Consider the following 26,943-nt stretch of genomic DNA (forward strand, 5'->3'; position numbering starts at 1 on the left):
GACCGGCGCCGGGCCGCCCGGACCGGCGCCGGCCGCCCCTCTCAGAACACCGGCGTGCCCTCGCGCGTCAGCCGCCAGTCCGCCGACGCGAAGTCCTTCGGGTCCAGGACGCCCTTGGCGGTCACCCACTCCGCGATCCGGGTGCGGATCTCCGTCGACTCCGACCACAGCTCCTTGGCCGAGGCGACGTACGGGAACGCGCCGCCGCCGTTGGCGCGGTAGTTGTTCACCGCGAGCACGAACTGCCGCGAGTCGTCCAGGGCGGCCCCGTCGTAGGTCAGGTTCCTGATCCGCGACCCGGCCGGCCGGGCGACGTCGATGTCGTAGCGCAGACCGGAGACGTAGTCGTAGTTGTAGTCCGGACGGTTGCCGGCGTTCGTGAGCTTCTCCACGTCGACGGCCGCGCCGACGGCCGTCTGGACGTAGTACTCCGCCGAGTACTCCAGGTACGCGCGGATCTGGGCGCCCGTCATCAGCTTGGCGACCAGCGTGTTGTCGTACACGTAGAGGCTCGACAGGTCCCGGATGGTCACGTTGCCGGCCGGGATCTCGGACGTCCGCGAGAACGGCGAGGCCTGCGCGATCACCGGCAGCTCGGCGTACTCGGTGCCCGCCAGGGCCGCCCTGACCACGTCCTCCTGGACCTTGGTGATCAGGTCGATGATCGGGGCGTCCTGGTAACGGGCGTCGACCGTGGTGAGGGTCTCGGTGGCGGTGCCGACGACCTGGTTGACGTACGCGACGACCTTCGCGTGCTCGTCGGAGAGCAGTCTGGTGATCTTCGGGTCGTCGGCGACCGTCCTGGAGTCGCGCAGCGAGGCCGCCACCGACTCCACCTGCCAGGCACCCTTGCTGAACACCAGCTCGATGTCGAACACGGTGAGGCGCTCGGCGTAGCACAGCGGTTCGGACAGCACGACCGTCCTGCCGGTGGCCTCGTTGGTGACCTTCAGCTCCGGGATCTCCAGGTGCGCGTGGCCGACCAGGATCGCGTCGATGCCCGGCACCTGCCTGGCGACGTTCGCGGCCGCGTTCTCCACGAAGGGCACCTGGTCGCCGTAGGAGGAGGTGCCGGAGGAACCGGAGTGCGCCGAGACCACGACCACGTCGGCGCCCAGCGCCTTCAGCCTCGGCACCCACTTCGCGGCCTGCTCCTCGAGGCCGGGGAAGGCCAGCTTGCCCTGGACGTAGGCCTTGTCCCAGATCGCGATGCCCGGGTTGGTCAGACCGAGGACGGCGACCTTGACCGGCGGGGCGCCCGGGACGTGGAACTTCTTGACGAAGTACGGCGGGAAGGCGGGCTTCAGGGTCTTCGCGTCCACCGCGTTGGCGCCGAGCAGCGGGAAGTCCAGTTGGTCCTCGAACGTGCGCAGCGTCTCGATGCCGTAGTTGAACTCGTGGTTGCCGAGCGCCGCCGCGTCGTACCCGATCGCGTTCATGGCCTGCGCCATCGGGTGCACCGGGCCGCCCTTGGCGGTGATCGGGTCGACCTTGGCGTAGTAGTACGTCAGCGGGGTGCCCTGGATGGTGTCGCCGGCGTCCAGCAGCAGCGTGTTGCAGCGGCCCTTCTCCGCGCGCACCTGGTTCACCAGGGTCGAGACGCGGGCCAGGCCCATCGCGTTGCCGGCCTTGTCGGAGTACTCGGCGTCCTTGAAGTAGTCCCAGTTGAAGACGTGCCCGTGCAGGTCCGTGGTGCCCATGACGGTCAGCGAGTACCGCTTGGGGTGCCGGCCGGGCCGCGCGGACGCCTGTGCCGGAGCCGCCGCCGCCCCGGCGACCGCGACCCCCGCACCGGTGACGGCTGACTTCTTCAGGAACTTCCGGCGGTTCAAGGGCATGTCTCGATCTCCTCGGGAAACGGTCAACGACGCGCGTAGATTGTGTCCTGCCCGGACCGACGGCAACAGGTCCGGGAGGTTGCGATCTGGTGACCTGATCCCCGAACTCCGGTGCGCACAAGCGGGGATGGCGTGACAGAGTGGGGCGTATGACCTTCGAGGATGCCCGCTCGGCCGGCACGCCCGACGCACCCCTCCTCGTCGTGCGCGGCGAGGCGGAACTGGAGGTCGAACCGGAGCTGGCCCGGATCGGTGTCCTGGTCAGCGCCCGGGGCCGCGACCGCCGTTCGACCCTGGACGACCTCACCCGCCGCAACACCACCGCCGTGGAACTCGTCAAGTCGTACGGCGAGGCGGTGGAGCGGCTGTCGACGGGGGCCTTCTCCATCGCGCCCGAATTCGCCGAGCGCGGCCGGGGCGAACGGGTGCGCAGCTATCACGGCCGGGTGCAGCTCACCGCCGAGTTCACCGACTTCACCGTGCTCGGCGAACTCGTCACCCGCCTCGCCGACCTGGAGCTGACCCGGGTCGACGGGCCCTGGTGGTCACTGCGCCCCGACTCACCGGTGCACGGCGAGGCCCGGCGGCGGGCGGTCGCCGAGGCGGTGCAGCGGGCCCGTGAGTACGCGAGCGCCCTCGGCACCTCCCTCGCCGCGCTGGTCGAACTCGCCGACACCGGCGCCGAGGGCCCGCGGCCGCACCGGCCTGCCTTCGGTGGCGGGGTCCGCAGCCGGGCGGTCGCCGACGCCCCCGCCGAGCCGCTGGACCTCGAACCCCCGCACCTGCGGGTGGCCGCTCAGGTCGGCGTGCGCTTCACGATGGCGCCGCCGGAACTGTGAACGCGTTCAACACCTGCGGGATGCTCATAGGAGCGGGTCTCCGCACAATTCAACACTTGTCAATAGGCCTTCACGCAAAGGTTGTTGGGTCGTCATGTACCACCGATTCTCTACCCGCCGGTAAGGCCTAGGCTCGAAGCATGCGCCGAGCAAAGATCGTTTGTACTCTGGGGCCCGCCACCGACTCGTACGACCAGATCAAGGGCCTGGTCGAGGCCGGCATGGACGTCGCCCGATTCAACCTCAGCCACGGCGGTCACGCCGAGCACGAGGAGCGCTACCACCGGGTGCGCAAGGCCTCCGACGAGACCGGTCGCAGCGTGGGCATGCTCGCCGACCTTCAAGGCCCGAAGATCCGGCTCGGCACCTTCACCGAAGGCCCGGTCCTCCTCGAGCGCGGCGACACCTTCACCATCACGGTCGAGGAGGGCGCCGAGGGCGACCGCGGCCAGTGCGGGACCACCTACGCGGGCCTGGCCGCTGACGTCACCCCCGGTGAGCGGGTCCTGGTCGACGACGGCAAGGTCTGCCTGGAGGTCACCCATGTCGACGGTCCCCGGGTGCACACCAGGGTCGTCGAGGGCGGCGTGGTCTCCGACCACAAGGGCCTCAACCTGCCCGGGGTCGCCGTCTCCGTCCCGGCCCTGTCCGACAAGGACGAGGCCGACCTGCGATGGGCGCTGCGCACCGGGTTCGACGTGATCGCACTGTCCTTCGTGCGCAGCGGCCGGGACATCGAGGACGTCCACCGCATCATGGACGAGGAGGGCCGCCGCCTTCCCGTGATCGCCAAGGTCGAGAAGCCGCAGGCCGTCGAGAACATCGACTCCATCGTGGCCGCCTTCGACGGCATCATGGTCGCGCGCGGCGACCTGGGCGTGGAGATGCCGCTGGAGCAGGTGCCGATCGTCCAGAAGCGCGCCGTCAAGCTGGCCAAGCGGAACGCCAAGCCGGTCATCGTCGCCACCCAGATGCTCGACTCGATGATCGACAACTCCCGGCCCACCCGTGCCGAGGCCTCCGACGTGGCCAACGCGGTCATCGACGGCACGGACGCGGTGATGCTCTCCGGCGAGACCAGCGTGGGCAAGTACCCGATCGAGACCGTGCGGACCATGGCGAAGATCGTCGAGGCGGCCGAGGAGGACATCCTCGCCAAGGGGCTGCCCCCGCTGACCGACAGCAACAAACCCCGTACCCAGGGCGGCGCGGTGGCGCGGGCCGCCGCCGAGATGGGCGACTTCCTGAACGCGAGGTTCCTGGTCGCGTTCACCGAGTCCGGGGACACGGTCCGCCGGCTCTCCCGCTACCGCTCGCCGATCCCGCTGCTCGCCTTCACCCCGGAACCGGCCACCCGCTCCCAGCTCAACCTCACCTGGGGCGTGGAGACCTTCCTCGGTCCGCATGTCGACTCGACGGACAAGATGGTCGACCAGGTCGACGAACTGCTGCTGAAGTACGGCCGCTGTGAGAAGGGGGACATCGTGGTCATCACGGCCGGCTCCCCGCCCGGTGTCTCCGGCTCGACCAACATGGTCCGGGTCCACCACATCGGCGAGGACGACAGCCCCAGGTGACGCCGGCGGGCGCCCCCGCACAATGCCGACGGGCCCCTCCGCAAGGTGGGGCCCATTGTTAACACGAAATTATTGTGACCTTGGAATCCAAGGAAAAGTGCCCCGGGTCGGACTCGAACCGACACTGTACGGGTTTTGAATCCGTTGCCTGCTGCCAATTGGGCTACCGGGGCTCGAAGAATCAAAGGTTATCCCCGACCCTCCGCGCGTCCACCATACCGTAGCTAGGTAGGCTCTTGTCAGCAGTACCCCTGCCCTGAACGAGGAGCCCCCGTGACCGCCGCCGAGTCGCCCCAGCCAGTCGACGCACCCGACGACGACAAGTCGCACGTACCTCCGCTGACGACCCGTGTCGTCATCGCCGAGGACGAGGCCCTGATCCGGCTCGACCTCAAGGAGATGCTGGAGGAAGAGGGGTACACGGTGGTCGGCGAGGCCGGCGACGGCGAGCAGGCCATCGAACTCGCCCGCGAGCACCGCCCCGACCTGGTCATCCTGGACGTCAAGATGCCCAAGCTGGACGGCATCTCGGCGGCCGAGAAGATCGCCGAGGAGTCCATCGCCCCGGTCCTGATGCTCACCGCGTTCTCCCAGCGCGACCTGGTCGAGCGGGCACGCGACGCCGGTGCGATGGCGTACCTGGTCAAGCCGTTCAGCAAGAGCGACGTCGTACCGGCGATCGAGATGGCCGTCTCCCGGTTCAGCGAGCTGAAGCAGCTGGAGGCGGAGGTCGCCGACCTCAGCCAGCGCCTGGAGACCCGCAAGCTGGTCGACCGCGCGAAGTCCGTCCTCCAGACCGAGTACGGCCTGACCGAGCCGGCCGCGTTCCGGTGGATCCAGAAGACGTCGATGGACCGCCGCATGTCGATGCAGCAGGTCGCGGAGGCGGTCATCGCGGACAGCGAGGAGAAGAAGACCGGCAAGAGCTGACCGACGGTCGCACGAACGCCAAGGCCCGCGCCCCGGAGAAGGGGACGCGGGCCTTTGTGACGCCGTCGGCGGCAGCGCCCCCTCGGGGGGCAGCGCTCCGTCAGGGGCGTGGGGAACCGCGCGACCGGCCACGACCGGCCCGCAGTGATCCCACGACCTAGTCCTCGCCCAAGTAGGCCTTACGAACCGACTCGTCGTGCAGCAGGTCCTGGCCCGTACCCGACAGCACGATGTTGCCGACCTCCATCACATGCCCCTGGTCGGCCAGCGACAACGCCGCCTGCGCGTTCTGCTCGACCAGCAGGATCGTCGTCCCCTGCGACTTCAGCTCCGCGATCGTCGCCATGATCTTCTGCATCATGATCGGCGACAGCCCCATCGACGGCTCGTCCAGCATCAGCAGCTTCGGCTGGGACATCAGCGCCCGCCCCATCGCCAGCATCTGCTGCTCACCGCCGGACAGGGTGCCCGCGGCCTGCTTGCGCCGCTCCCCGAGGATCGGGAAGAGGTCGTACGCCCGCTGGATGTCCTTCTCGATGCCCGGCTTGTCGCTGCGCAGGAACGCACCGAGGCGCAGGTTGTCCTCGATGGTCATGCGCGGGAAGATGTGCCGCCCCTCGGGGGAGTGGGCGAGTCCCAGCGAGACCACGTCGTGGGCCGGGACCTTCTTCAGCGATCTGCCGTTGAACCGGATCTGCCCGCCGACCGGCTTGAGCAGCCCGGACAGCGTGCGCAGGGTCGTCGTCTTGCCGGCGCCGTTGGTGCCGATCAGGGTGACGACCTGGCCGGCCTCGACCTTGAAGGAGATGCCCTTGACGGCCTCGATCTTGCCGTAGGCGACCCGCAGGTCCTCTACTTCGAGCAGTGCGGTCATCGGTCGTTCTCCTTGCCGGGCACGGCGTCGGTCGTGGTGTCGGCCTGGGCTGCGGCTTCCGCCGCCGCGACCTCGGCGGCCTCCTCGTCGCCGGGCGCGTTCTCGAACGGCTCGCCGAGGTAGGCGGCGATGACCCGCTCGTCGCCCTGCACGGTCGCGCTGTCACCCTCGATGAGCTTCTCGCCCTGCACGAGGACGGCGACGCGGTCGCAGAGGTTGAAGATGAACCGCATGTCGTGCTCGATGACGAGGACGGCGATGCCCTTGTCGCGGATCGCGAAGACCAGTTCCTCGGTGGTGCGGGTCTCCTGCGGGTTCATGCCGGCCGTCGGCTCGTCCAGGAGCAGCAGCCCCGGCTCGCTGGCCAGCGCCCGTGCGATCTCCAGCTTGCGCTGCTCGCCGTAGGGCAGGTTGCGGGCGAGGTGCTCGGCCTTCTTCTCCAGGCCCACGAACTCCAGGAGTTCCATGGCCCGGGCCCGGGAGGCGGCCTCGGCCTTGTGGAAGCCGGGGCCGCGCAGCAGGGCCGACCAGAGGCCCTCCTTGGTGCGGGTGTGGCGGCCGACCAGCACGTTCTCCAGGACCGTCATGTTGGCGAACAGCCGGATGTTCTGGAAGGTGCGGGCGATGCCGGCCGCCGTGACCTTGAAGGACTTCGGCGGCAGGACCTCGCCCTTGTACCGGACCTCGCCCTCGGTGGGGATGTACAGACCGGTGAGGCAGTTGAAGAAGGTGGTCTTGCCGGCGCCGTTGGGGCCGATCAGACCGACGATCTCGCCGCTCCTGACGGTGAAGTCGACACCGCGTACGGCGGTGAGGCCGCCGAAGCGCATGGTCACGCCGCGTGCGTCGAGCACGACCTCGCCGGCGGCGGCGTCCTTGACGGTGGTTTCCGTGGTCATCGTGGTCAGGCCCCTGCCTTGGTGAGGACGGCGGGCGCTTCGGCTTCCTCGTGGAACTCGAGCTGGCGGCGCCGGTTGGGGATGAGGCCCTCCGGGCGGAAGCGCATCAGCAGGATGAGCGTGACACCGAAGGCGAAGAGCTGGTAGTCGCCGAGGAACTGGAGCTTGGCCGGGATCAGGTAGAGCAGGGACGCGCCGACCAGCGGGCCCGAGATGGTGCCCATGCCGCCGAGGACCACCGCGGCCAGCAGGAACGCCGAGTTGGGCGGGACCACGTAGGCGAACTGGTACTGCTCCGGGGTCACCGTGTAGGTGACGTGGGCTTGGACGGAGCCGGACAGGCCGGCCAGGCAGGCGCCCAGGGCGAAGGCGATCAGCTTGACCCGGAAGCCGTTGATGCCCATGGCGAGCGCGGCGGTCTCGTCCTCGCGGATGGCCACCCAGGCACGGCCGATGCGGGAGTCGCTGCTGCGCCGGAAGACGATGACCACGATCAGTGTGATCACCAGCATCAGCAGCAGGTAGTTGGCGAACCGGCCGATGGTGCTGCCGAGGATCTGGTGCGGCGCGCCGAAGTCGAAGCCGAGGATGTCCAGGTTCGGGATCGAGGAGATGCCGTTGGAGCCGTTGGTGACGTCCGGGCCCGAGGTGCCGTCCAGGTTGAGGACGGTGATCCGGAAGATCTCACCGAAGCCGAGGGTCACGATGGCCAGGTAGTCGCCGCGCAGTCGCAGGGTCGGGGCGCCGATGACGACACCGAAGATCATGGCGACCACCGCACCGAGCAGCGCCGACGCCCAGAACGGCCACTGCACGTGCAGCGGCGAGGACGGCGAGCCGGAGACCAGGGCCGCGGTGTAGGCGCCGACACCGAGGAAGGCGACGTAACCGAGGTCGAGGAGGCCGGCGAGGCCGACGACGATGTTCAGGCCGAGCGCGACCGTCGCGAAGATCAGGATGTAGACGCCGATGGTCGCGTACTGGTCGTTGGACTGGGTGAACGGGAAGGCCGCGGCGGCCAGGAAGGCACCGGCCATGGTGATGTTCCGGTGCTTCGCGGTGATCGCCGAGACCCGGGCCACGAGCCCGGCTTTGGAGAGCGAGGCGAAGCCGAAGCCGGCGATGATCAGGAAGCCGATGAACAGCTCGTCGTACGACGTGCCGATGCCGTAGCTGAAGACGATCAGGCCGATCGCCATCGCCGCGACGATGACCAGGATCTCCGCCCAGGACGGCAGCGGGGCGGCCGGTGCCGGGGTCCTGGGCGCGAAGGCCGCGCGGAAGGTGTTCCAGCTCTGCCGGGAGTTGTGCTTGAACAGCTCCCAGCCGGCGTCGTCGGGGTCCACCGGGTCGGGTTCCGGCCGCTCGAACGGCAGGGCCAGCGCGCCGATCACGGATGCCAGCGTGGCGATCGCGACGACGAAGCCGCCCGGGTCCAGGTTCACCACGCCGCCCAGCTCCACGCTGATGGCGACGACCGTGTACCAGGCGGTGCCGAAGGTGCCGAGCGCGGCCATCTTCAGCGCGCTGTCGGCGCTGCCCGGGGTCAGCCAGGACAGCCACTTGACACCGTAGGAGGCGAGGCCGAACAGGGTGGTGAGGATGCCGCCGATCAGCACCAGGACCTGGAGTCCGCCCGGGTAGCCGTAGACGGTGAGGTCACCGGGGAAGTCGGAGGTCCAGGTCCACGACATGAACGTGGAGACGACGGCGAGGACGCCGCCACCGGTGGCGAGGGCCCGGCCCAGCGGGGCCGGCAGTCCGATCAGACCGGACGCGGCGGGCGCCGGGGCGCTCGTGGTCTCGGGGGTCTCGGGGGTTTCGGATGCGGTGGTCTCTGTGGTCATCGGTGTCACGCCCTGTCCGCGACGCGTTCGCCGAGCAGACCCTGTGGCCTGAACAGCAGTACGAGGATGAGGAGTACGAACGCCCAGACGTCGGCCCAGGACTGGCTGCCGAACTTGTCCATGCCGGGGATGTCCGAGATGTAGGCGGTGGACAGGGCCTCCGCGACACCGAGGACGAGGCCGCCGAGCGCGGCGCCGTAGATGTTGCCGATGCCGCCGAGGACGGCCGCGGTGAAGGCCTTCAGACCGAGCAGGAAGCCCATCTTGAAGTCGATCTGGCCGTACTTGAGGCCGTAGGCGACACCGCCGATGGCGGCGAAGGCGGCGCCGAGCGCGAACGCGATCACGATGATGCGGTCGGTGTTGACGCCCATCAGCTTGGCGGTGTCCGGATCCTGGGCGGTCGCCTGCATGCCGCGGCCGGTGCGGGTGCGCATCACGAAGTAGGCGAGGAAGGCCATGCTGAGCGGGGCCACGACCACCAGGAAGATGTCACCGGTCTGGATCGTGACGTTACCGATGTTGAAGGGCCCGCCCGGGATGGTGGGGAAGGTGCGGGCGGACTTCGCCTCGGGGTACCAGGCCCACACCGCCTGCTGGAGGGCCAGGGAGAGGCCGATGGCGGTGATGAGGGGGGCCAGACGTGGGGCGGTGCGCAGAGGGCGGTAGGCGAACCGTTCCGCTCCGACGGCGACCAGGACGGCCACGATGATCGCGCCCACCAGCATCAGCGGCAGCGCTATCCACATCGAGGTGCCGCCCGGCAGTACGTACGCGTAGACCGTGAGCGCGCCGAACGCGCCGGTCATGAAGATCTCGCCGTGGGCGAAGTTGATGAGCTGGACGATGCCATAGACCATCGTGTAGCCGATGGCGACCAGCCCGTACATGGATCCCAGTAGCAGGCCGTTGACCAGCTGCTGCGGCAGTTCGTTCACCGCATGTCCTCCGAGACGGTTCGGAAAGTTCGACGAATGTGGCCGGATGCGAGTCCGCGCGGGGCGCCAGTGGAACAGCGCCCCGCGCGGCTCGGTGCGGGTGTGGGTCAGCTGCTGGGCGTGTACGTGCCCGAGGTGGCAGCCTTCCAGGCGCCGCTGGTCACCTTGTAGACGGTGAGCTGCTTGTTGGTCGCGTCGCCGTACTCGTCGAAGGAGACCTTGCCGGTCACGCCGTCGAAGGAGACGTTCTGCACCGCGGCGGTGATCTTGGCGCGGGCGTCGGACGGCAGCTTGCCGTTGTTGTCGTCGACGACCTTCTTCACGGCCTCGATGATCGACCAGGCCGAGTCGTAGGAGTAACCGCCGTAGGCGCCGTAGGCCTCCTTGTAGCCGGCGGCCTTGTAGTTGGCGACGAACTCCTTGGCGGAGGCCAGGGTCTCGACCGGGGCGCCGACCGAGGTCGCCAGGTCACCGTTGGCGGCGGAGCCCGCGAGGGTGAGGAAGTCGTCGGCGTAGATGCCGTCGCCGCCGACCAGCGGGATGTTGGCACCCGCGGCCTTGATCTGCTTGCTCAGCGGACCGGCCTGCGGGTACTCGCCGCCGTAGTAGACCACGGTGGCACCCGAGTTCTTCACCTTGGTGGCAACCGCCGAGTAGTCCTTGGAGTCGGGGTTGATGTGCTCGGTGCCGACCACCTTGCCGCCGAGCTTCTTGAACTCGTCGGTGAAGGTGGCGGCGAGGCCCGCGCCGTAGGTCTTCTTGTCGTCGATGATGAAGGCCTTGTTGAGCTTCGCCGTGTTGTACACGTACTGCGCCGCGTACGGGCCCTGGATGGCGTCCGTGGTGGCGGTACGGAAGTACGACTTGTACTGGCGCGACTTGGAGGTCTGCCAGTTGGGGCCCTGGGTCAGGTCGGGGCTGGTGTTGGCCGGTGAGACCTCGACCAGCTTGGCGTCGTCAAAGACCTTCTGCATCGACTGGGCCACCGAGGAGTTCAGCGGGCCGACCACGCCGTAGACGTTGCTGTCGCCGACGAAAGCGGTGGCGTTGGCCTGGCCGGAGGAGGGCTGGGCCTGGTCGTCCTTGGCCTCGATCTTGAAGGTGACGCCGTCGACGTACTTCTTCTTGTTGGCCTGGTTGACCGCGAGGTCCACCGAGTTCTTGATGCCGAGGCCGAGCTCGGAGAGGTCGCCGGTCAGCGGAGCGTCGACGCCGATGGTGACCGTGGTGCCACCGCTGCCCGAGTCCGAGCCATTGCCGCCCTTGTCTCGCGAACCGCAGGCGGTGAGGGTGAGTGCTCCCGCTGCCAGCGCGGCGGTGATGGCGATGAGCGAACGTTGACGCACGATCAGTCCTTTCCCCTGAACAACCGCATCCCCGTGGAAACGGTCGAGTCACGCGCACCGGGCCGAAGATCGACGTGGGAATCCGAAGGCACCGTGACTGGCCGTGACTCTAGGCGGGTGTGGGGAACGTGGAGGAGGGTCTGGCCGATGCTGTGACGCTCTTGTTATGACACGAGGTAATGCAGAGCGGTACACCGTGCGGAGAACGGAGGAATTCCGGCCGATTCGCCCGGTCCGCATGCTGAGAACCCGCAGGACCCGCCGTCATCGCATCAGGCGTCTCGTGCGTTTTGGTGATTACCGGAAACCTCGCCTAACTGTTGCTACAGGCTACTTTCAGGGCGCGTGAGAGGTGCTGTGCGTAACGGGATCCCAGGATGAAACTCTGGACTTGTATTGCGCGGGTATTACGTAGAGTTACGTCCAGGAAAGGCAGCCCGGCATCCTTCGGAACCGTCCCACAATCGGTCACATGCATAGTGATCGTGATCTCGCGGGGTGAGCCCGCTTTTGTCCGAAAGGGTGCGGATGGCGACTCGGTCAGCGTGAGACCGGCATAGGGCTGGGTCATCCGGGGCACGGTGACCGGCGGCCCGTCCATGACGGTCATCCGCACCGCGAAGCTGAAGCTGCGGGGTGGGGCGTCCGCCGGTGTGCCCCGGCCGCCCACGAAGGAGAACGCCACCGTCTGCGCCGGGTACGGGACTTCGGGCGGTGGAGGCCGGTGCGGCCGGGTCGCGACGAGGTACCCGCCGCCCGCGAGGAGGACGGCGGCCGCGCCGAGGACGAGGGCGGCGCGCCGGCGGCCGGGGTGCGGGGGAGCGGGGGCGGCGGCCGCCCCGGGGAACTCCCGCGCGTGCGTGCCTTCGCCCGGTTCGACGGGTCCGATGCCGCTCGCTCCGCTCATCGCCAGGGGCCCCCGCTCGGCGTGCCCCGGCGGTACCGCTCGGCGCAGGCGGACCGTGCCCGGCGGTCGATCAACCGGTCGGCGGCGGCGGCCCCCTGACGGCGTTCCAGCGCCCGGGCCGCGTCGACGACGTCCCGGAGGATCTCGTACTGGCCGTTGGACAGCCCCATCGACTGGTAGTCGCCGTAGGTGCCGCTGCCGAGCACCTCGCGCGACCAGTGCGCGACGATCCTGGCGCACAGGTCCGCGTCCGGGACCGCCGACGGGGAACCGGCCTGCGAGGGGCCCCGCGAGCCGGCCGGGGTGTCCTGTGCGGCCGTGGGGGCCGGTGGGGTCGCGGTAGCCGGTGGGGTCCTGGGGGCCGTGGCGGCGCCGCAGCCTGTCAGCAGCGCGAGCCCGAGCCCCAGTGCCGTCACCCCCGAGAGGGGGCCTCCTCGCCGTCCCATGGGCCGAAGTTACGGGCGCCGACGGCGGGGAGCAATGGACGTGCCGGCAAGGGCCGTCAGCCCTGGACGGCGGAAGGCGGCGTCGAGCCCTCCAGGTCGCGCAGCAGGCAGGTGAGGCGGGCGGTGCACACCCTGCGCCCCTCCTCGTCGCTGATCACGATCTCGTACGTCGCCGTGGAGCGCCCCCGGTGCACCGGCGTGGCCACACCGGTGACCAGGCCGGAACGTGCGCCGCGGTGGTGCGTGCAGTTCAGGTCGACGCCGACGGCGATCTTCGAGCTGCCGCCGTGCAGCATCGACCCGACCGAGCCCAGGGTCTCCGCCAGCACCGCGCTGGCCCCGCCGTGCAGCAGCCCGTACGGCTGGGTGTTGCCCTCCACGGGCATGGTGCCGACGACCCGGTCCGCGGAGGCCTCGACGATCTGCACGCCCATGCGGGTGCCCAGGTGCCCCGCGGAGAACAGGGCGGGCAGGTCGACACCGAGCGCGGCGTACTCGTCGATGACCTCCTGCGGGAACTTCACATGCTGCTGCTCGCCCATGGGCCGGCTCCGATCGTCTTGCGGCTGTCTCCGCTGAGCAAACGCTCAGTAGGCCGTCGATTGTTCCAGACGGACTGAGCGGGCGCTCAGACGGCGGGTGCCGGGTGCCGCGCGCCGCTCTCCAGCCGGATCACGACGGACTTGCTGGCCGGGGTGTTGCTGACGTCCGCGGTGGCGTCGAGCGGCACCAGCACGTTGGTCTCCGGGTAGTACGCCGCCGCACAGCCCCGGGCGGTCGGGTAGTGCACGACCCGGAAGCCCGGCGCCCGGCGCTCCACACCGTCCTTCCACTCGCTCACCAGGTCCACGTACGAGCCGTCGGCGACCCCCAGCCGCCGCGCGTCCTCCGGGTTCACCAGGACCACCCGGCGGCCGTTCGTGATACCCCGGTAGCGGTCGTCCAGGCCGTAGATCGTGGTGTTGTACTGGTCGTGCGAGCGCAGCGTCTGCAACAGCAGGCGGCCCTCCGGCAGTTCGGGGAACTCCACCGGTGCCGCCGTGAAGTTCGCCTTTCCGGTGGCCGTCGGGAAGCGCCGCTCGTCGCGCGGGGCGTGCGGGAGGGCGAAGCTGCCCGGATGTGCCACGCGCGCGTTGAAGTCCTGGAAACCGGGGATCACGCGCGCGACGCGGTCGCGGATCGTCGCGTAGTCCTTCTCGAACTCCTCCCACGGCGTGCGGCTGTTCTCGCCGAGCACCCGGCGGGCCAGCCGGCACACGATCGCCGGCTCCGACAGCAGGTGCGGGCTCGCGGGCTCCAGACGGCCGCGTGAGGCGTGCACCATGCCCATGGAGTCCTCGACGGTCACGAACTGCTCGCCGCCGCCCTGGAGATCGCGCTCGGTGCGGCCGAGCGTCGGCAGGATCAGCGCCCGCGCGCCGGTGACCACGTGCGAGCGGTTGAGTTTCGTCGACACGTGCACGGTCAGCCGCGCGCGCCGCACGGCCGCCTCGGTGACGTCGGTGTCGGGGGTGGCGGAGACGAAGTTGCCGCCCATCGCGAAGAACACCTTCGCCTCGCCGTCGCGCAGCGCGCGGATGGCCCGGACGACGTCGAAGCCGTGCGCGCGCGGGGGCGCGAAACCGAACTCCTTCTCCAGGGCGTCCAGGAAGGCCGGGGCGGGACGTTCGAAGATGCCCATCGTGCGGTCGCCCTGCACGTTCGAGTGGCCACGGACCGGACAGACGCCCGCACCGGTGCGGCCTATGTTGCCGCGCAGCAGCAGGAAGTTGACCACCTCGCGGATGGTGGGCACCGAGTGCTTGTGCTGGGTGAGTCCCATGGCCCAGCAGACGATCGTCCGCTTCGAGGCCAGCACCATCCGCAGCGCCTCCTCGATCTCCGCGCGGGTGAGGCCGGTGGCGGCGAGCGTCCCGTCCCAGTCGGCGGCGCGGGCGGCCTTCGCGAACTCCTCGTAACCGTGGGTGTGTTCGCGAACGAACTCCTCGTCGACCGCGCCCTCGGTCTCCAGGACGAGCTTGTTGAGGAGGCGGAACAGGGCCTGGTCGCCACCGATCCGGATCTGTAGGAACAGGTCGGTGAGCGCGGCGCCCCTCAGCATGCCCTGAGGAGTCTGCGGGTTCTTGAACCGCTCCAGACCGGCCTCCGGCAGCGGGTTGACGCTGATGATCCTCGCGCCGCCGGCCTTGGCCTTCTCCAGGGCGGAGAGCATCCGCGGGTGGTTGGTGCCCGGGTTCTGCCCGGCGACGATGATCAGGTCGGCCTTGTGCAGGTCCTCCAGCAGGACGCTGCCCTTGCCGATGCCGATCGTCTCGGTCAGCGCCGAGCCGGACGACTCGTGGCACATGTTGGAGCAGTCCGGCAGGTTGTTGGTGCCGAGCTCGCGCGCGAAGAGCTGGTACAGGAACGCGGCCTCGTTGCTGGTGCGGCCCGAGGTGTAGAACACGGCCTCGTCGGGGGAGCCGAGGGCGGCGATCTCCGTGCCGATGATGTCGAAGGCCCGCTCCCAGCTGACCGGCTCGTAGTGCTCGGCGCCCTCCGCCAGGTACATGGGGTGGGTGAGCCGCCCCTGCTGCCCCAGCCAGTAGCCACTGCGGCCGTGCAGGTCGGTGAGGGTGTGCGCGGCGAAGAACTCGGGCGTCACGCGCCGCAGGGTGGCCTCCTCGGCGACCGCCTTCGCGCCGTTCTCGCAGAACTCGGCGGTGTGCCGGTGCTCCGGCTCCGGCCAGGCGCAGCCCGGACAGTCGAAGCCGTCCTTCTGGTTGACCCGCAGCAGCGTCAGCGCGGTGCGCCGCACACCCATCTGCTGCTGGGCGATGCGCAGCGTGTGCCCGACGGCCGGCAGACCGGCGGCCGCGTGCTTCGGCTCCGCGACCCGCGGCGCGTCCTGGACGGGATCCCCCTGAGGCGGCTTCGTCGCCATCGCACGCTCTCCTCTACGCCGACACCAGTGCCCTGTACACCCGGTGCGCCCCCGATCCTCGCACGCGCCGCCGACAACCATCGAGCACGGGCCGGGGCCCGCTCCCCGCTCCTCGCCGGCCCGCACTGTCAGTGCGGCGTGGCAGGATCGGGGGCGTGGCAGAGACAGCAGCGAAGCAGACCGACAAGACCCCCGGCGGCCCCCGTCCCCGGCTGATGCTCATGGACGGGCACTCGCTGGCGTACCGCGCGTTCTTCGCGCTGCCCGCGGAGAACTTCACGACCGCGACGGGCCAGCCGACGAACGCGATCTACGGCTTCGCGTCGATGCTGGCCAACACCCTGCGTGACGAGGCGCCCACGCACTTCGCGGTGGCGTTCGACGTCTCCCGCAAGACCTGGCGTTCGGAGGAGTTCACCGAGTACAAGGCGAACCGATCCAAGACCCCGGACGAGTTCAAGGGGCAGGTCGAGCTGATCGGCGAGCTGCTCGACGCCATGCACGCGCAGCGCTTCGCCGTCGAGGGCTTCGAGGCCGACGACATCATCGCCACCCTCGCCACCCAGGCCGAGGCCGAGGGCTTCGAGGTCCTGATCGTCACCGGCGACCGCGACTCCTTCCAGCTGGTCACCGAGCACACCACGGTGCTGTATCCCACCAAGGGCGTCTCCGAGCTGACCCGGTTCACCCCGGAGAAGGTTCTCGAGAAGTACGGGTTGACGCCCGCGCAGTACCCCGACTTCGCGGCCCTGCGCGGCGACCCGTCCGACAACCTGCCCGGCATCCCCGGCGTGGGCGAGAAGACCGCCGCGAAGTGGATCAACCAGTTCGGGTCCTTCGCCGAGCTGGTCGAGCGCGTCGACGAGGTCAAGGGCAAGGCCGGCCAGAACCTCCGCGACCACCTGGAGTCCGTCAAGCTCAACCGCCGGCTCACCGAGCTGGAGCGCGCCGTGGAGTTGCCGAGGACGGTCGCCGACCTGGAGCGCGCGCCGTACGACCGCAAGAACGTCGCGATGATCCTGGACACCCTGGAGATCCGGAACCCCTCGCTGCGCGAGCGGCTGTACGCCGTCGACCCCGGCGCCGAGGAGGCCGAGTCCACCCCGGTCGCCGAGGCGGGCGTGGAGGTCGACGCCACCGTCCTCGGCACCGGCGAGCTGGCCGGCTGGCTCGCCGGACACGGCACGGAGCAGCCGCTGGGCGTCGCCACCGTCGACACCTGGGCGCTCGGCGCCGGCTCGGTCGCCGAGGTCGCCCTCGCCACCGGCGACGGCCCGGCCGCCTGGTTCGACCCCGCCCAGCTCGACGAGTCCGACGAGAACGCGTGGGCGGCCTGGCTCGCCGACCCCGCCCGACCGAAGGTCTTCCACAACGTCAAGGGCGCGATGCGGGTCTTCGCCGAGCACGGCTGGCGCATCGACGGCGTGACCATGGACACCGCGCTCGCCGCGTACCTGGTCAAGCCCGGCCGCCGCTCCTTCGACCTGGACGCGCTGTCCCTGGAGTACCTGCACCGCGAGCTGGCCCCGGCCGCCGCGGCCGACGGACAGCTGGCCTTCGGCGCGGACGACGGCGCCGAGGCCGAGGCCCTGATGATCCAGGCCCGCGCGATCCTCGACCTCGGCGCGGCCTTCGAGGACCGCCTCCGGGAGGTCGGCGCCGCCGATCTGCTCCGCGACATGGAGCTGCCCACCTCGATCCTCCTCGCCCGCATGGAGCGGCACGGCATCGCCGCCGACCGCGCGCATCTGGAGGCGATGGAGCAGATGTTCGCGGGCGCGGTGCAGCAGGCCGTGAAGGAGGCGCACGCGGCGGCCGGGCACGAGTTCAACCTGGGTTCGCCCAAGCAGCTCCAGGAGGTCCTCTTCGGCGAACTGGCGCTGCCGAAGACGAAGAAGACCAAGACCGGCTACACCACCGACGCGGACGCCCTCGCCTGGCTCGCCGGCCAGACCGAGAACGAACTGCCGGTGATCATGCTCCGCCACCGTGAGCAGGCCAAGCTGCGGGTCACGGTCGAGGGCCTGATCAAGACCGTCGCCGCCGACGGCCGGATCCACACCACCTTCAACCAGACCGTCGCCGCGACCGGCCGGCTCTCCTCCACGGACCCGAACCTCCAGAACATCCCGGTCCGCACCGACGAGGGGCGGGCGATCCGCCGCGGCTTCGTGGTGGGCGAGGGCTACGAGTCGCTGATGACCGCCGACTACAGCCAGATCGAGCTGCGGGTGATGGCCCACCTCTCCGAGGACGAGGGCCTGATCGAGGCGTTCACCTCCGGGGAGGACCTGCACAACACGGTCGCCTCCCAGGTGTTCGACGTCGACCGCTCGGCCGTCGACGCGGAGATGCGGCGCAAGATCAAGGCGATGTCGTACGGCCTCGCGTACGGTCTTTCGGCCTTCGGTCTCTCCCAGCAGCTGAACATCGACGCGGGCGAGGCCCGGGGCCTGATGGACACGTACTTCGAGCGGTTCGGCGGGGTCCGCGACTACCTGCGCCGCGTCGTCGACGAGGCCCGTGCCACCGGCTACACGGCGACCCTCTTCGGCCGCCGGCGCTACCTCCCCGACCTCAACAGCGACAACCGGCAGCGCCGGGAGGCCGCCGAGCGGATGGCTCTCAACGCGCCCATCCAGGGCACCGCGGCGGACATCGTCAAGATCGCCATGCTCCGGGTGGACGGCGCCCTGCGCGAGGCCGGGCTGAAGTCCCGCATGCTCCTCCAGGTGCACGACGAAATCGTCCTGGAGATCGCCCCCGGCGAGCGCACGGAGGTCGAGGCCCTCCTCCGCGACCAGATGTCCAACGCGGTCCACCTCCGGGCCCCGCTGGACGTCTCGGTGGGGGTCGGCCCGGACTGGGAGTCAGCAGCACACTGACCCTCCGGCCCAAGCCGACAGGGAGGCGCGTACCTCCGGTGCCTTCCGAGGGAGGGCGCGCAAGCCTCCGTCCCCTCTTGCGGAGGCCGCACAAGCCTCTGTCCCCTGTTGCGGAGGCCGCGCGAGCCTCTGTCCCCTGTTGCGGAGGGCGCGCGAGCCCCGTCGCGGTGTGTCCGCCGCGACGGCGCCCGGTGCCTTTCGTCCACCGCGCCGGTGGCCGGTGCTCCCTGCCGGCCTCGGCGGTGGCGCCCGTTCGCCCATTTGTCCGCCGCGACGGTGCCCGGCCACGACGGTGGTTTCCGGCGGTGCCGGCCGTGCTCTCGCCTCGGCCTCCGCACCCCGTGGGGGCCGTCACTCACCTGGACCCCGTCAGAACGCCCCCGGCATCGCCACCGGCAAGGATGCGGCCATGGGTATACGCATGGTTCACCGCCGGACGCCCCAGACCAGGCCCCCGGCCACCGCCCGCTCCGCCGCAGCACAGGTCACGGCGACCCCGTCGGCCCCGGCCCAGGCGGCGGGCGCCAGCTCCGCCCGCATCCCCACCGACCTCGCCGTCACCGTGCGCCGCGCGGCCACCCGCCTCCGGCGCCGGCTCCGTGCCCGTCCCCAGCCGCGTCAGTGGCTCGACGTCGGCCGCGGCTACCTCGCGCTGCTCCTGACCGCGCTGCCCGGCCCCCGCCGCCCCCGCACCATGACCGTGTTCGTGGCGACCCTCACCGAACGGCGGACCGGCTCCGCCGCACCCCGGCCACCGGAACCGGACGCCACACCCTGACCACCACGGCGTATCCGACCACCCCCAGCAGCAGCCCCGCGCCCGCTCCGAAGAGCACCGTGGGCAGCAGCTCCCAGGGCTTCGCCGTGGCTCCCCAGTAGGCCCACCACCGCGTCGCCCGCTGCACCGCCGCCAGCAGGGCGCAGCCGGCGATCCCGGCCGCGGCCCACCACCGGTCCGGTACCGACAGCGACGGCACCCCCGCCGGCTCCACGTCCGGCGCCCGCCGTACCGCGCGCACCAGGAACACCGCGAGCACGACCGCGCTCACCGCCGAACTGCCGTACTGGAGCAGGGTGTACAGCGGTACCCCCGACACGTTCCGGCCGATCGCGGGGACGAGCCGGCTGCCCCAGCGGTCGTGGTGCGTGAAGGCGTCCCAGACGACGTGCGTGAGACCGCCGAGCACGGCGGAGACGTACCACCGTGCCGTCAGGGAGAGCCCGGCACGCGCGCGTGGAGCACCGCAGCGCAGCAGGGCCGAGAGCCGCCCCTGCCGCGCGCGCGGCAGGAGCGCCACGAGCGGCTCGCGTACCAGCAGCCACAGCGCCGCCAGCGCCCAGGAGAACAGCACGTCCACCGTGAAGACTCCGGTGAAGGAGTGCGTGAACCCGCCGAACCCCATCGCGTCCGGCACCGCGCTCGCCGCGTAGAAGGTGAGGTCGGGGGCGAACGACCCCGTCACGAGCACCGCCGGCACCAGTCGCCCGCGGCCCGTCCCGTCACCGCGTACGGCGGGCAGCACGGCGGTGGCATGGCTGAGCGTGAACGGCACCGGGCCTCCTGGAGCGGTCGTCGGCCGGAGCGCCGAACGGTGATCGCGTACGACAAGTATCCGCGAGCCCACCATCGTCCAACGGCGGATGGCCAACTGGTGAAAACCGGGCACCACCGGGTGTCCGTGGAAAGCAAGTTGTCGTAGGGTCGCCTGGGTCGCTGCCCGGGGCACGTACGACCGGGTGCACGACCTCACGACTCCAAAGAGGTAACGAGGGCAACCACAGCACCGGGTCCATCGTCACACCAGGGCGAGCAGACAGACGGAGACGGGCGCTCAGAAGGCGTCCACGGGAGGGGTTCACCACTATGGCGGCGCAATTCGGCAGGCGGCTGCGCAAGGGGGCGGCGACGACCGCCGCGGCCGCGTTGGCGGTGGCGGCTCTGTCCGCGTCCCAGGCTCCGGGTGTCACCAACGGCGACCCCGGCAGACAGGCCAACGCCGGCGCCAGCACCGCCGCTTCCGAGGAGGCCGGCGCCACCGGCAACTCGCCGTACTACACGGACCTGCCGCCGCTCAACAGCCCGAACCCCAGCGCGAGCCCCACCGCCTCCTCGTCGAGCATCGGCACCGCCGTCTCCCGGGGCGCGGCCGAGGCCGGCATACCGGCCACGGTCCTGGACGCCTACAAGAAGGCCGAGGCGGAACTGCGCGACTCCAAGCCCGGCTGCAACCTGCCCTGGCAACTGCTCGCCGCCATCGGCAAGGTCGAGTCCGGCCAGGCCCGCGGCGGTGACGTGGACGCCGAGGGCAACACCCTGCACCGGATCCTCGGCCCGGAACTCGACGGCAACGGCTTCGCGCTCATCCAGGACACCGACGGCGGCAAGTACGACGGCAACAGCCGCTACGACCAGGCCGTCGGCCCGATGCAGTTCATCCCGTCGACCTGGGCGTGGGCGGGCCGCGACGGCAACGGCGACGGCGTCAAGGACCCGAACAACGTCTACGACGCGGCGCTGGCCGCCGGCCACTACCTGTGCCGCAACGGCTGGGACCTGTCCGTCCAGGCCGACATGAACAGCGCGATCCTCAGCTACAACAACTCGCAGGACTACCTCGACCTGGTCCTGTCCTGGTACGAGTTCTACCGCAAGGGCACCCACTCGGTGCCCGACGGCACCGGCACCGTGCCCTCCCACCGCAGCGACGACGGCAGCGGCTCCGGCTCCGGCGGCTCCTCCGACGGCTCGGGCGGCTCGACTTCCCCGTCGCCGAGCACACCGAGCACCCCGGGCACGGCCACGCCGAAGCCCGAGGGGCCGACGCCGGGCACCCCGAGCACCTCCCCGACCGTGCCGCCCACGGCCACCGACACCGTGGACCACCTCGCGGACGCGGGCACCGCCAAGCTCACGGCCATGGCGGGCGACGCGTTCACCAAGAGGATCAGCACGCGCGCGGAGACGAAGGCCGACCGGATCGTCGCCAAGGTGCGCGTCCGCTTCACCATCGTCGGGGACACGGACACCACCTTCACGGGCGGCGAGAGCACGGCCACGGTCGTCACCGACAGCAGGGGTGTCGCCGTCGCGCCCGCGCTCCAGGCCGGCGAGAAGACCGGCGACTTCACGGTCCGCGCCAGTGTGGTGGGTCGTACGGTCAAGGGCGTCGACTACGCCGCGACCGTCACCGCGCGTGCCGCCGACGCCCTGGCCCGCACCGCCGACACCGCGCTGACCTGCACCCCGGGCGGCGAGTTCGCCGACCAGGTCCAGGTGAAGGCCACCTACCAGGGCGCCGTCGCCGGCAAGGTCGCCGCCACCGCCACGCTGATCAAGTCCGCGGACGACCCGAGCACCAACGACAAGGGTCCGTACTTCAAGGACGCCGACGGCAAGGCCGTACGCACCCTCACGGACCTCCAGACGGACGCGGACGGTCTGCTCACGCTGCCCAAGCTGTACGCGGACGACACCACCGGCACGTTCCTGCTGCGCGTCACCACCACCGGCGGTGCGGCGCTCACCGTCGAACTGACGGTGGCCGCGGCGGACGCCTCGCCCAGCCCGTCGCCGACCGCCTCCGCTTCGGCGAGTGAGTCCGCCTCCCCGTCGGCGAGCCCGTCCGCCTCCGCCACGTCCTGACCCGCCGGCCCGGCCCACTGGCCACGAGGGCGCCCTCCCGCCGACGAGGGAGGGCGCCCTCGCCGTCGTACGGCCGTGTGCGACGTGTTCTCATCTCACCCTCCCGTTGCTACCGTGCCCGGACCTGACGAACCATCAGGAAACCGTCCGCCGGGAGGCTCCGCATGCGTGCCCTGATCGCAGCCGCGACCGGTCTCACCCTCGCGGTCGTCCTGGTGGTGACGATCAGCGCCCTGGGGTCGCCGGCCGGAGAGACGTCCCCCAAGCCGCTGCTCACGACGGTGCCGTCCCACCCGTAACCGCCGCCCCGGGAGGCCGAGATGCGCCGCACGGCCAGTCTGGTCCTGCTCGCCTGCGCCGTGTTCTTCGCGGCGCTGTCCCCGCTGCTGCGCTGGTACGCCTTCCCGCGCCTGGCCAAGATCCCGGCGAACCAGTACCAGGACATGGTCCTGGTGGCGAAGAACGCCACGCTCCTCGACTACGGCACCATGAAGGCGAAGAAGGTCCCCCAGGTCACCATCGTGCAGACCCTCAAGGGCGACGTGGCGGCCGCGAAGCGGATCGAGGAGACGGCGGGGCGGGACGTCGTCGTCTGGGACGGGCTGTCCTACGTCCAGGGGCCCGACGGCAAGATGGTCTCCGAGATCCCCGAGCGCTACATCTTCGACGCCCACAGCCAGGAACCCGTCCACGCCACCGGCGAGATGGTCGACGGCGACCCGGTGAAAAGGGACGGCATCGAGTTCAAGTGGCCCTTCCTGACCGAGAAACGGGACTACGAGTACTTCGACGCGCAGACCCGCACCACCAACCCCATCCATTACAAGGGGACGCGGACCTTCCGGGGCGTCGAGGTCTACTACTTCGAGCAGACCATCCCGTGGACCAAGGTCCCGATGCCCAAGAAGATGCCCGTGCAGGGCATCACGCCCGAGTCGGTCGCCAAGACCGGCACCACCCGCTGGTACACCACGGTCCGCAGGTTCTGGGTCGAGCCCGTCACCGGAGCGCCCGTCTACGGCGAGGAGACCCACCAGGAGGAACTGCGCGGCGGCACCCTGCTGGGCGGCCGCGCCAAGGTGACCGCCTTCGCCGGTGACGTGAAGATGCGCGAGGACTACATCGAGCACACCATCGCCCTGGTCAAGCACAACCGCACCCTGGTCCTCCTGATGACCTCGTACCTGCCCTGGGGCTTCCTCTCCCTCGGCATCGCGCTGCTCGCGCTCGCCCTGTGGCTGGAGGCGCTCGGCCGCCGTCCGGCCGACCCGCAGCCCGTGGCGGCCTCGGCACCGGAACCGGTCAGCGCCTGAGCCGTGCGTTGGTGTGCCGGGTGGGCTCCGCGGTGGCGGGGTCCTCGGGCCACGGGTGCTTCGGATAGCGCCCCCGCAGCTCGGCCCGCACGCCCCTGTAGCCGTCCCGCCAGAACGAGGCGAGGTCGGCGGTGACCGCGGCGGGCCGCCCGGCCGGCGACAGCAGATGCACCAGCACCGGGACCCCCGCCACGGCGGGCGACTCCTGCAACCCGAACATCTCCTGCAACTTCACGGCGAGCACCGGCTGACCGGGGTTCCCGTAGTCGACCCGGATCCGCGATCCACTGGGCACGGCGATCCGCTCCGGCGCCAGCTCGTCCAGCCGCCCCGCCTCCCCGCTCGCCCACGGCAGCAGCCGTCGCAGCGCCTCCCCGGCGTCGATCCGTCCGAGATCGGCCCGCCGCCGGGCCCGGCTCAGTTCCGGCTCCAGCCACTCGTCCACGCGCGCGTGCAGCGCGTCGTCGCCGACGTCGGGCCACGGATCCCCGAGGCGCAGCCGGAGAAAGGCCAGCCGCTGCCGCAGCGCGACGGCGTCGGGCGTCCACCGCAGCAGACCGAGACCCTCCTGCCGCAGCCCTTCGAGCAACGCACCGTGTACGAGCACGGGGTCGGCGTCCCGCAGCGGCCGTACCGCGAGTTCGACGGCCCCGAGCCGTTCCACGCGCCGCGCGACGACGTCCCCCTCGGCCCAGCGCACCTCGTCCCGCACGTCCAGCAGGGTCCCGGCCGCCGCCCGCGCGGTCTCCTCGTCCACCGCCGCCGCGAGCTGCACGCGCGCGTGCCCCTTCCCGAGCGGCCGGTCGGCGACGGCGACGGCGAGCCACGACGCGGACCGCAGCGGCGAACCCTCACGGAGCTCGGCACGGGTGCCGGAGACCATCAGGTGAGAACCGCCGTCGACCCGGGCGATCCGCTCGGGGAAGGCGAGGGCGGTGACGAGCCCGGCCGCCTGATCGTCAGGGATGCTGCCGGTGCCGGTGCCGGTGCCGGTGCCGGTGCCGGTGCCGGTGCCGGTGCTTCCGGTGTTGCTGCCCCTGTTGTTGCCGCTGCCCCCGCTCGTGCCGGCTTTGGTGCTGGTGCTGGTGCTGGTGCTGGTGCTGGTGCTGGTTCCGGTGCCTCTGCTGCCGGTGCCCCTGCCGGTGTCGGCTTCGGTGCTGGTGCTGGTGCTGGTGCTGGTGCTGGTGCGCGTGCCGGATGCGGGCGCGTCCTCGGGCGGTCGCGCGACCCCGGTCAGGACGGCCCGCAGCCGCCGAACCTCCGCACGCCACCTGGTGGCATAGGCGTCGGCCGCGCGCCGCGCGCTCCGCAGGGCGGCCCCCAGATCGTCCCCGTACTCCCGGGGAACCTCCTCACTCAGCAGCGCGACCACTTCCGCGGCCCGCTCCGCCCCCACCACCCCGGCTCCGTCCACGAGCGCCCGCCCCAGCCGGGGGTGCAGCCCCAGCCGCGCCAGCCGCACGCCCCGGTCGGTGGCCCGGCCCGCGGAGTCCACCGCCCCGACCGCCGTCAGCAGACCCCGCGCCGCCGCCATCGCCCCGCCGGGCGGCGGGTCCAGCAACGCCAGTCCGGCGGCCTCGGGATCGCCCCAGCAGGCCGCCTGAAGGGCGAACGCGGTCAGGTCGGCCACCTTTATCTCGGGGGCCGGAAAGGCCGTCAGGCGCGCGTCCTCGGCCTCGGTCCAGCAGCGGTAGACCGCCCCCGGCGCCTCCCGCCCGGCCCGCCCCGCCCGCTGCCGCCCGGCCGCACGCGACGCCCGCACCGTCGTCAGGGCGCTCAGCCCGCGCGCGTGGTCGACCCGCGGCTCGCGCGCGAGCCCCGAATCGACGACCACCCGTACCCCGGGCACGGTGAGCGAGGACTCGGCGACCGCCGTGGCCAGCACCACCCGGCGCCGGTCGCCGGGCGCCAGCACCGCGTCCTGGACGGCGGCCGGCGCCCGGCCGTGCACCTGGAGCACCTCGACGTCCCCCGGACTCCCCAGCTGGCCGGCCACGCGCGCGATCTCGCCCACGCCCGGCAGGAAGCACAGCACGTCCCCGTCCCGCTCGGCCAGCGCCCGCCGCACCAGCGACGCCACGTGCGCCAGCAGCGCCGGGTCCACCCGCATCCCGTGCGGCGGCCGTACCGGACGGGCCGGCGGCGCCCACACCACCTCCACCGGGTACGAGACACCGTCCGCCTCGACCACCGGTGCGCCGCCCAGCAGCCGGGACCAGCCCTGCGCGTCCGTCGTCGCCGACGCGGCCACCAGGCGCAGCTCCGGCCGCAGCGTCTCCCGCACGTCCCAGAGGAAGGCCGCCACCGTGTCGGCGTCCAGATGCCGCTCGTGACACTCGTCGAGGATCACGACGTCCACGCCCGACAGTTCCTGGTCGCGTTGCAGCCGCTGCAACAGCACACCGGTCGTGACCACCTCCACGCGCGCGTCCCGGCCCACCACCCGCTCGCCGCGCACGGTGTAGCCGACGCTCCGCCCGACCTGCTCGCCGAGCAGCCAGGCCATCCGGCGGGCCGCCGCGCGGGCGGCGATCCGGCGCGGCTCGGCCACCACCACCCGCCGCGCGGGTCCCTCGCCCAGCAGCCCGGCCAGCGCCAGCGGCACCAGCGTCGTCTTGCCGGTGCCGGGCGGCGCCACCAGGACGGCGGTACCGTGCCCCGCCAGGGCGTCGTCCAGACCGGGCAGGGCCTGCCGCACGGGCAGCGCGTCCAGGGCGTCGTAACGGATCACGCCCCTAGTGTCGTACGCCCGCGCGGAACACCCTTCACCCTTCACGCGCGCGTGCGCTCACGGGCGGTGCCGGTGAGCGCACGGTTCTCGGCGGCGGTCCCGCCGACGCGGTCAGTCCCGCTCGCACACGAAGATCGCCGTGCCCGGGATGAGGTTGCCGCGCAGGGGGGACCAGCCGCCCCATTCGGAGGTGTTCCAGGCCGGCCACTCCGGTTCGACCAGGTCGACGAGCCGGAAGCCCGCCGAGGCGATGTCCCGGACGCGGTCGCCGAGTGTGCGGTGGTGCTCGACGTACACCGCTTGGCCCTCGTCGTCCTGCTCCACGTAGGGCGTGCGGTCGAAGTACGAGTTCGCGACCGAGAGGCCCTCGGGACCCGGCTCGTCCGGGAACGCCCACCGGACGGGGTGGGTCACCGAGAAGACGAAACGGCCGCCGGGCCGCAGCACGCGGCGCACCTCGCGCAGCACCAGACCCGGATCGGCGACGAAGGGGAGCGCGCCGTAGGCCGAGCAGGCCAGGTCGAAGGAGCCGTCCGCGAACGGCAGCGCGCCCGCGTCCGCGCATACGAGGGGAAACGATCCGCCGATGCGCAGCGCGTGCTGGAGCTGGCGGTGCGAGAGGTCCAGGGCGACCGGCCGGGCCCCCTGGGCCGCCAGCCACCGCGCGCACTGGGCCGCGCCGGCACCGATCTCCAGGACGTCCTTGCCCTTCAGCTCCTCGGGCGGGCCGAGCAGCTCGGCCTCCACCTCGTCGAGACCCTCGGGACCCCACACGAAACGGTCGTCCCCGAGGAACGTGCCGTGCTCGATCTGGTAGTCGTCGGCGTTGCGGTCCCACCAGCCCCGGTTGGCCCGGCTGCTCTCGGCGGCCCCGGCGGTCCGCCGGGTGGCTTCCGGTTCGAGGTCGAACGAAACGGGCTCTTGGATGATCGGCTCCCTCGTCGTACTCTTCCCTGCAACCCGTCGCCGGGGTGTCACGAAAGAGGTTTTCCAGACCTGCGTGGCCT

At 71.2% G+C, this 26,943-nt stretch carries 21 protein-coding genes and 1 tRNA gene; 8 read left to right on the forward strand and 14 right to left on the reverse strand.

Annotated elements, in window-relative coordinates:
* Nucleotides 1–41: 41 nt before the first annotated feature.
* A complete protein-coding gene (locus AAW13_RS16255; protein WP_046729610.1) occupies nt 42–1,838 on the reverse strand; it encodes a bifunctional metallophosphatase/5'-nucleotidase in 1,797 nt (598 codons plus the stop codon).
* Nucleotides 1,839–1,987: 149 nt separating this feature from the next.
* Here AAW13_RS16255 and AAW13_RS16260 point away from each other — a divergent pair, with 149 nt between their 5' ends.
* The gene (locus AAW13_RS16260) at nt 1,988–2,677 is read left to right on the forward strand and encodes an SIMPL domain-containing protein (RefSeq protein ID WP_046729611.1); all 690 of its coding nucleotides are present in this window, start codon (nt 1,988–1,990) and stop codon (nt 2,675–2,677) included.
* A gap of 140 nt (nt 2,678–2,817) precedes the next feature.
* Nucleotides 2,818–4,254 carry a pyruvate kinase gene (gene pyk / locus AAW13_RS16265; protein WP_046729612.1) on the forward strand — a complete coding sequence of 479 codons (1,437 nt, stop codon included), beginning with the start codon at nt 2,818–2,820 and terminating at the stop codon, nt 4,252–4,254.
* 98 nt (nt 4,255–4,352) lie between these two features.
* Here pyk and AAW13_RS16270 read toward each other — a convergent pair.
* A tRNA-Leu gene (locus tag AAW13_RS16270) sits at nt 4,353–4,427 on the reverse strand.
* 100 nt (nt 4,428–4,527) lie between these two features.
* Between AAW13_RS16270 and AAW13_RS16275 the strand changes: the two genes are divergently transcribed.
* A complete protein-coding gene (locus AAW13_RS16275) occupies nt 4,528–5,184 on the forward strand; it encodes an ANTAR domain-containing response regulator (RefSeq protein ID WP_046729613.1) in 657 nt (218 codons plus the stop codon).
* Nucleotides 5,185–5,341: 157 nt separating this feature from the next.
* Here the strand turns inward: AAW13_RS16275 and AAW13_RS16280 are convergent, their stop codons facing one another.
* The 9 genes from AAW13_RS16280 to AAW13_RS16320 form a co-directional block, all read right to left on the reverse strand.
* A complete protein-coding gene (locus tag AAW13_RS16280) occupies nt 5,342–6,058 on the reverse strand; it encodes an ABC transporter ATP-binding protein (RefSeq protein WP_046729614.1) in 717 nt (238 codons plus the stop codon).
* Nucleotides 6,055–6,957: an ABC transporter ATP-binding protein gene (locus AAW13_RS16285; protein WP_046729615.1), complete on the reverse strand. Its 903-nt coding sequence runs from the start codon at nt 6,955–6,957 to the stop codon at nt 6,055–6,057. Before AAW13_RS16285 ends, AAW13_RS16280 begins: the two co-directional genes overlap by 4 nt.
* A gap of 5 nt (nt 6,958–6,962) precedes the next feature.
* Nucleotides 6,963–8,804: a branched-chain amino acid ABC transporter permease gene (locus AAW13_RS16290; protein ID WP_046729616.1), complete on the reverse strand. Its 1,842-nt coding sequence runs from the start codon at nt 8,802–8,804 to the stop codon at nt 6,963–6,965.
* Between the two features lie 5 nt (nt 8,805–8,809).
* Nucleotides 8,810–9,742 carry a branched-chain amino acid ABC transporter permease gene (locus AAW13_RS16295; RefSeq protein ID WP_046729617.1) on the reverse strand — a complete coding sequence of 311 codons (933 nt, stop codon included), beginning with the start codon at nt 9,740–9,742 and terminating at the stop codon, nt 8,810–8,812.
* Between the two features lie 107 nt (nt 9,743–9,849).
* Nucleotides 9,850–11,088 carry a branched-chain amino acid ABC transporter substrate-binding protein gene (locus AAW13_RS16300; protein WP_046729618.1) on the reverse strand — a complete coding sequence of 413 codons (1,239 nt, stop codon included), beginning with the start codon at nt 11,086–11,088 and terminating at the stop codon, nt 9,850–9,852.
* 313 nt (nt 11,089–11,401) lie between these two features.
* The gene (locus AAW13_RS46775; protein WP_071659571.1) at nt 11,402–11,995 is read right to left on the reverse strand and encodes a Tat pathway signal sequence domain protein; all 594 of its coding nucleotides are present in this window, start codon (nt 11,993–11,995) and stop codon (nt 11,402–11,404) included.
* Nucleotides 11,992–12,441, reverse strand: coding sequence for a hypothetical protein (locus tag AAW13_RS16310; RefSeq protein WP_046729619.1), 450 nt, complete (start codon nt 12,439–12,441; stop codon nt 11,992–11,994). The genes AAW13_RS46775 and AAW13_RS16310 overlap by 4 nt, the downstream gene beginning before the upstream one ends.
* Nucleotides 12,442–12,497: 56 nt before the next feature.
* Complete coding sequence (locus AAW13_RS16315; RefSeq protein WP_046729620.1) at nt 12,498–12,983, reverse strand: PaaI family thioesterase; 486 nt, start codon at nt 12,981–12,983, stop codon at nt 12,498–12,500.
* Nucleotides 12,984–13,069: 86 nt separating this feature from the next.
* Nucleotides 13,070–15,364, reverse strand: a complete 2,295-nt coding sequence (locus AAW13_RS16320) for an FdhF/YdeP family oxidoreductase (RefSeq protein ID WP_046729621.1) — start codon at nt 15,362–15,364, stop codon at nt 13,070–13,072.
* Nucleotides 15,365–15,519: 155 nt separating this feature from the next.
* Here AAW13_RS16320 and polA point away from each other — a divergent pair, with 155 nt between their 5' ends.
* A complete protein-coding gene (gene polA, locus AAW13_RS16325; RefSeq protein ID WP_046729622.1) occupies nt 15,520–18,249 on the forward strand; it encodes a DNA polymerase I in 2,730 nt (909 codons plus the stop codon).
* Between the two features lie 409 nt (nt 18,250–18,658).
* Nucleotides 18,659–19,027 (forward strand): hypothetical protein, encoded by a 369-nt coding sequence (locus AAW13_RS16330; protein WP_046729623.1) that lies wholly within the window; start codon nt 18,659–18,661, stop codon nt 19,025–19,027.
* Here the strand turns inward: AAW13_RS16330 and AAW13_RS16335 are convergent.
* Nucleotides 18,966–19,802 (reverse strand): DUF4184 family protein, encoded by an 837-nt coding sequence (locus AAW13_RS16335; protein ID WP_046729624.1) that lies wholly within the window; start codon nt 19,800–19,802, stop codon nt 18,966–18,968. The two genes, AAW13_RS16330 and AAW13_RS16335, sit on opposite strands and share 62 nt — an antisense overlap.
* 311 nt (nt 19,803–20,113) lie before the next feature.
* Between AAW13_RS16335 and AAW13_RS16340 the strand changes: the two genes are divergently transcribed.
* The 3 genes from AAW13_RS16340 to pgfA all read left to right on the forward strand — a co-directional run bounded on the left by AAW13_RS16340 (nt 20,114) and on the right by pgfA (nt 23,205).
* Complete coding sequence (locus AAW13_RS16340; protein WP_046729625.1) at nt 20,114–21,892, forward strand: lytic transglycosylase domain-containing protein; 1,779 nt, start codon at nt 20,114–20,116, stop codon at nt 21,890–21,892.
* Between the two features lie 164 nt (nt 21,893–22,056).
* Nucleotides 22,057–22,191 (forward strand): SPW_0924 family protein, encoded by a 135-nt coding sequence (locus tag AAW13_RS44875; protein WP_107483338.1) that lies wholly within the window; start codon nt 22,057–22,059, stop codon nt 22,189–22,191.
* A gap of 21 nt (nt 22,192–22,212) precedes the next feature.
* Entirely contained in the window at nt 22,213–23,205 is a 993-nt protein-coding gene (gene pgfA / locus AAW13_RS16345; RefSeq protein ID WP_046729626.1) for a cell envelope lipid trafficking protein PgfA, read from the forward strand.
* Here pgfA and AAW13_RS16350 read toward each other — a convergent pair.
* Nucleotides 23,195–25,936, reverse strand: coding sequence for an ATP-dependent RNA helicase (locus AAW13_RS16350; RefSeq protein ID WP_046729627.1), 2,742 nt, complete (start codon nt 25,934–25,936; stop codon nt 23,195–23,197). The two genes, pgfA and AAW13_RS16350, sit on opposite strands and share 11 nt — an antisense overlap.
* A gap of 111 nt (nt 25,937–26,047) precedes the next feature.
* A complete protein-coding gene (locus AAW13_RS16355; RefSeq protein ID WP_420855468.1) occupies nt 26,048–26,914 on the reverse strand; it encodes a class I SAM-dependent methyltransferase in 867 nt (288 codons plus the stop codon).
* Nucleotides 26,915–26,943: the final 29 nt, after the last annotated feature.

The sequence above is a fragment of the Streptomyces humi genome, from assembly GCF_001005085.2.
Taxonomy (GTDB): Bacteria; Actinomycetota; Actinomycetes; order Streptomycetales; family Streptomycetaceae; genus Streptomyces; species Streptomyces humi.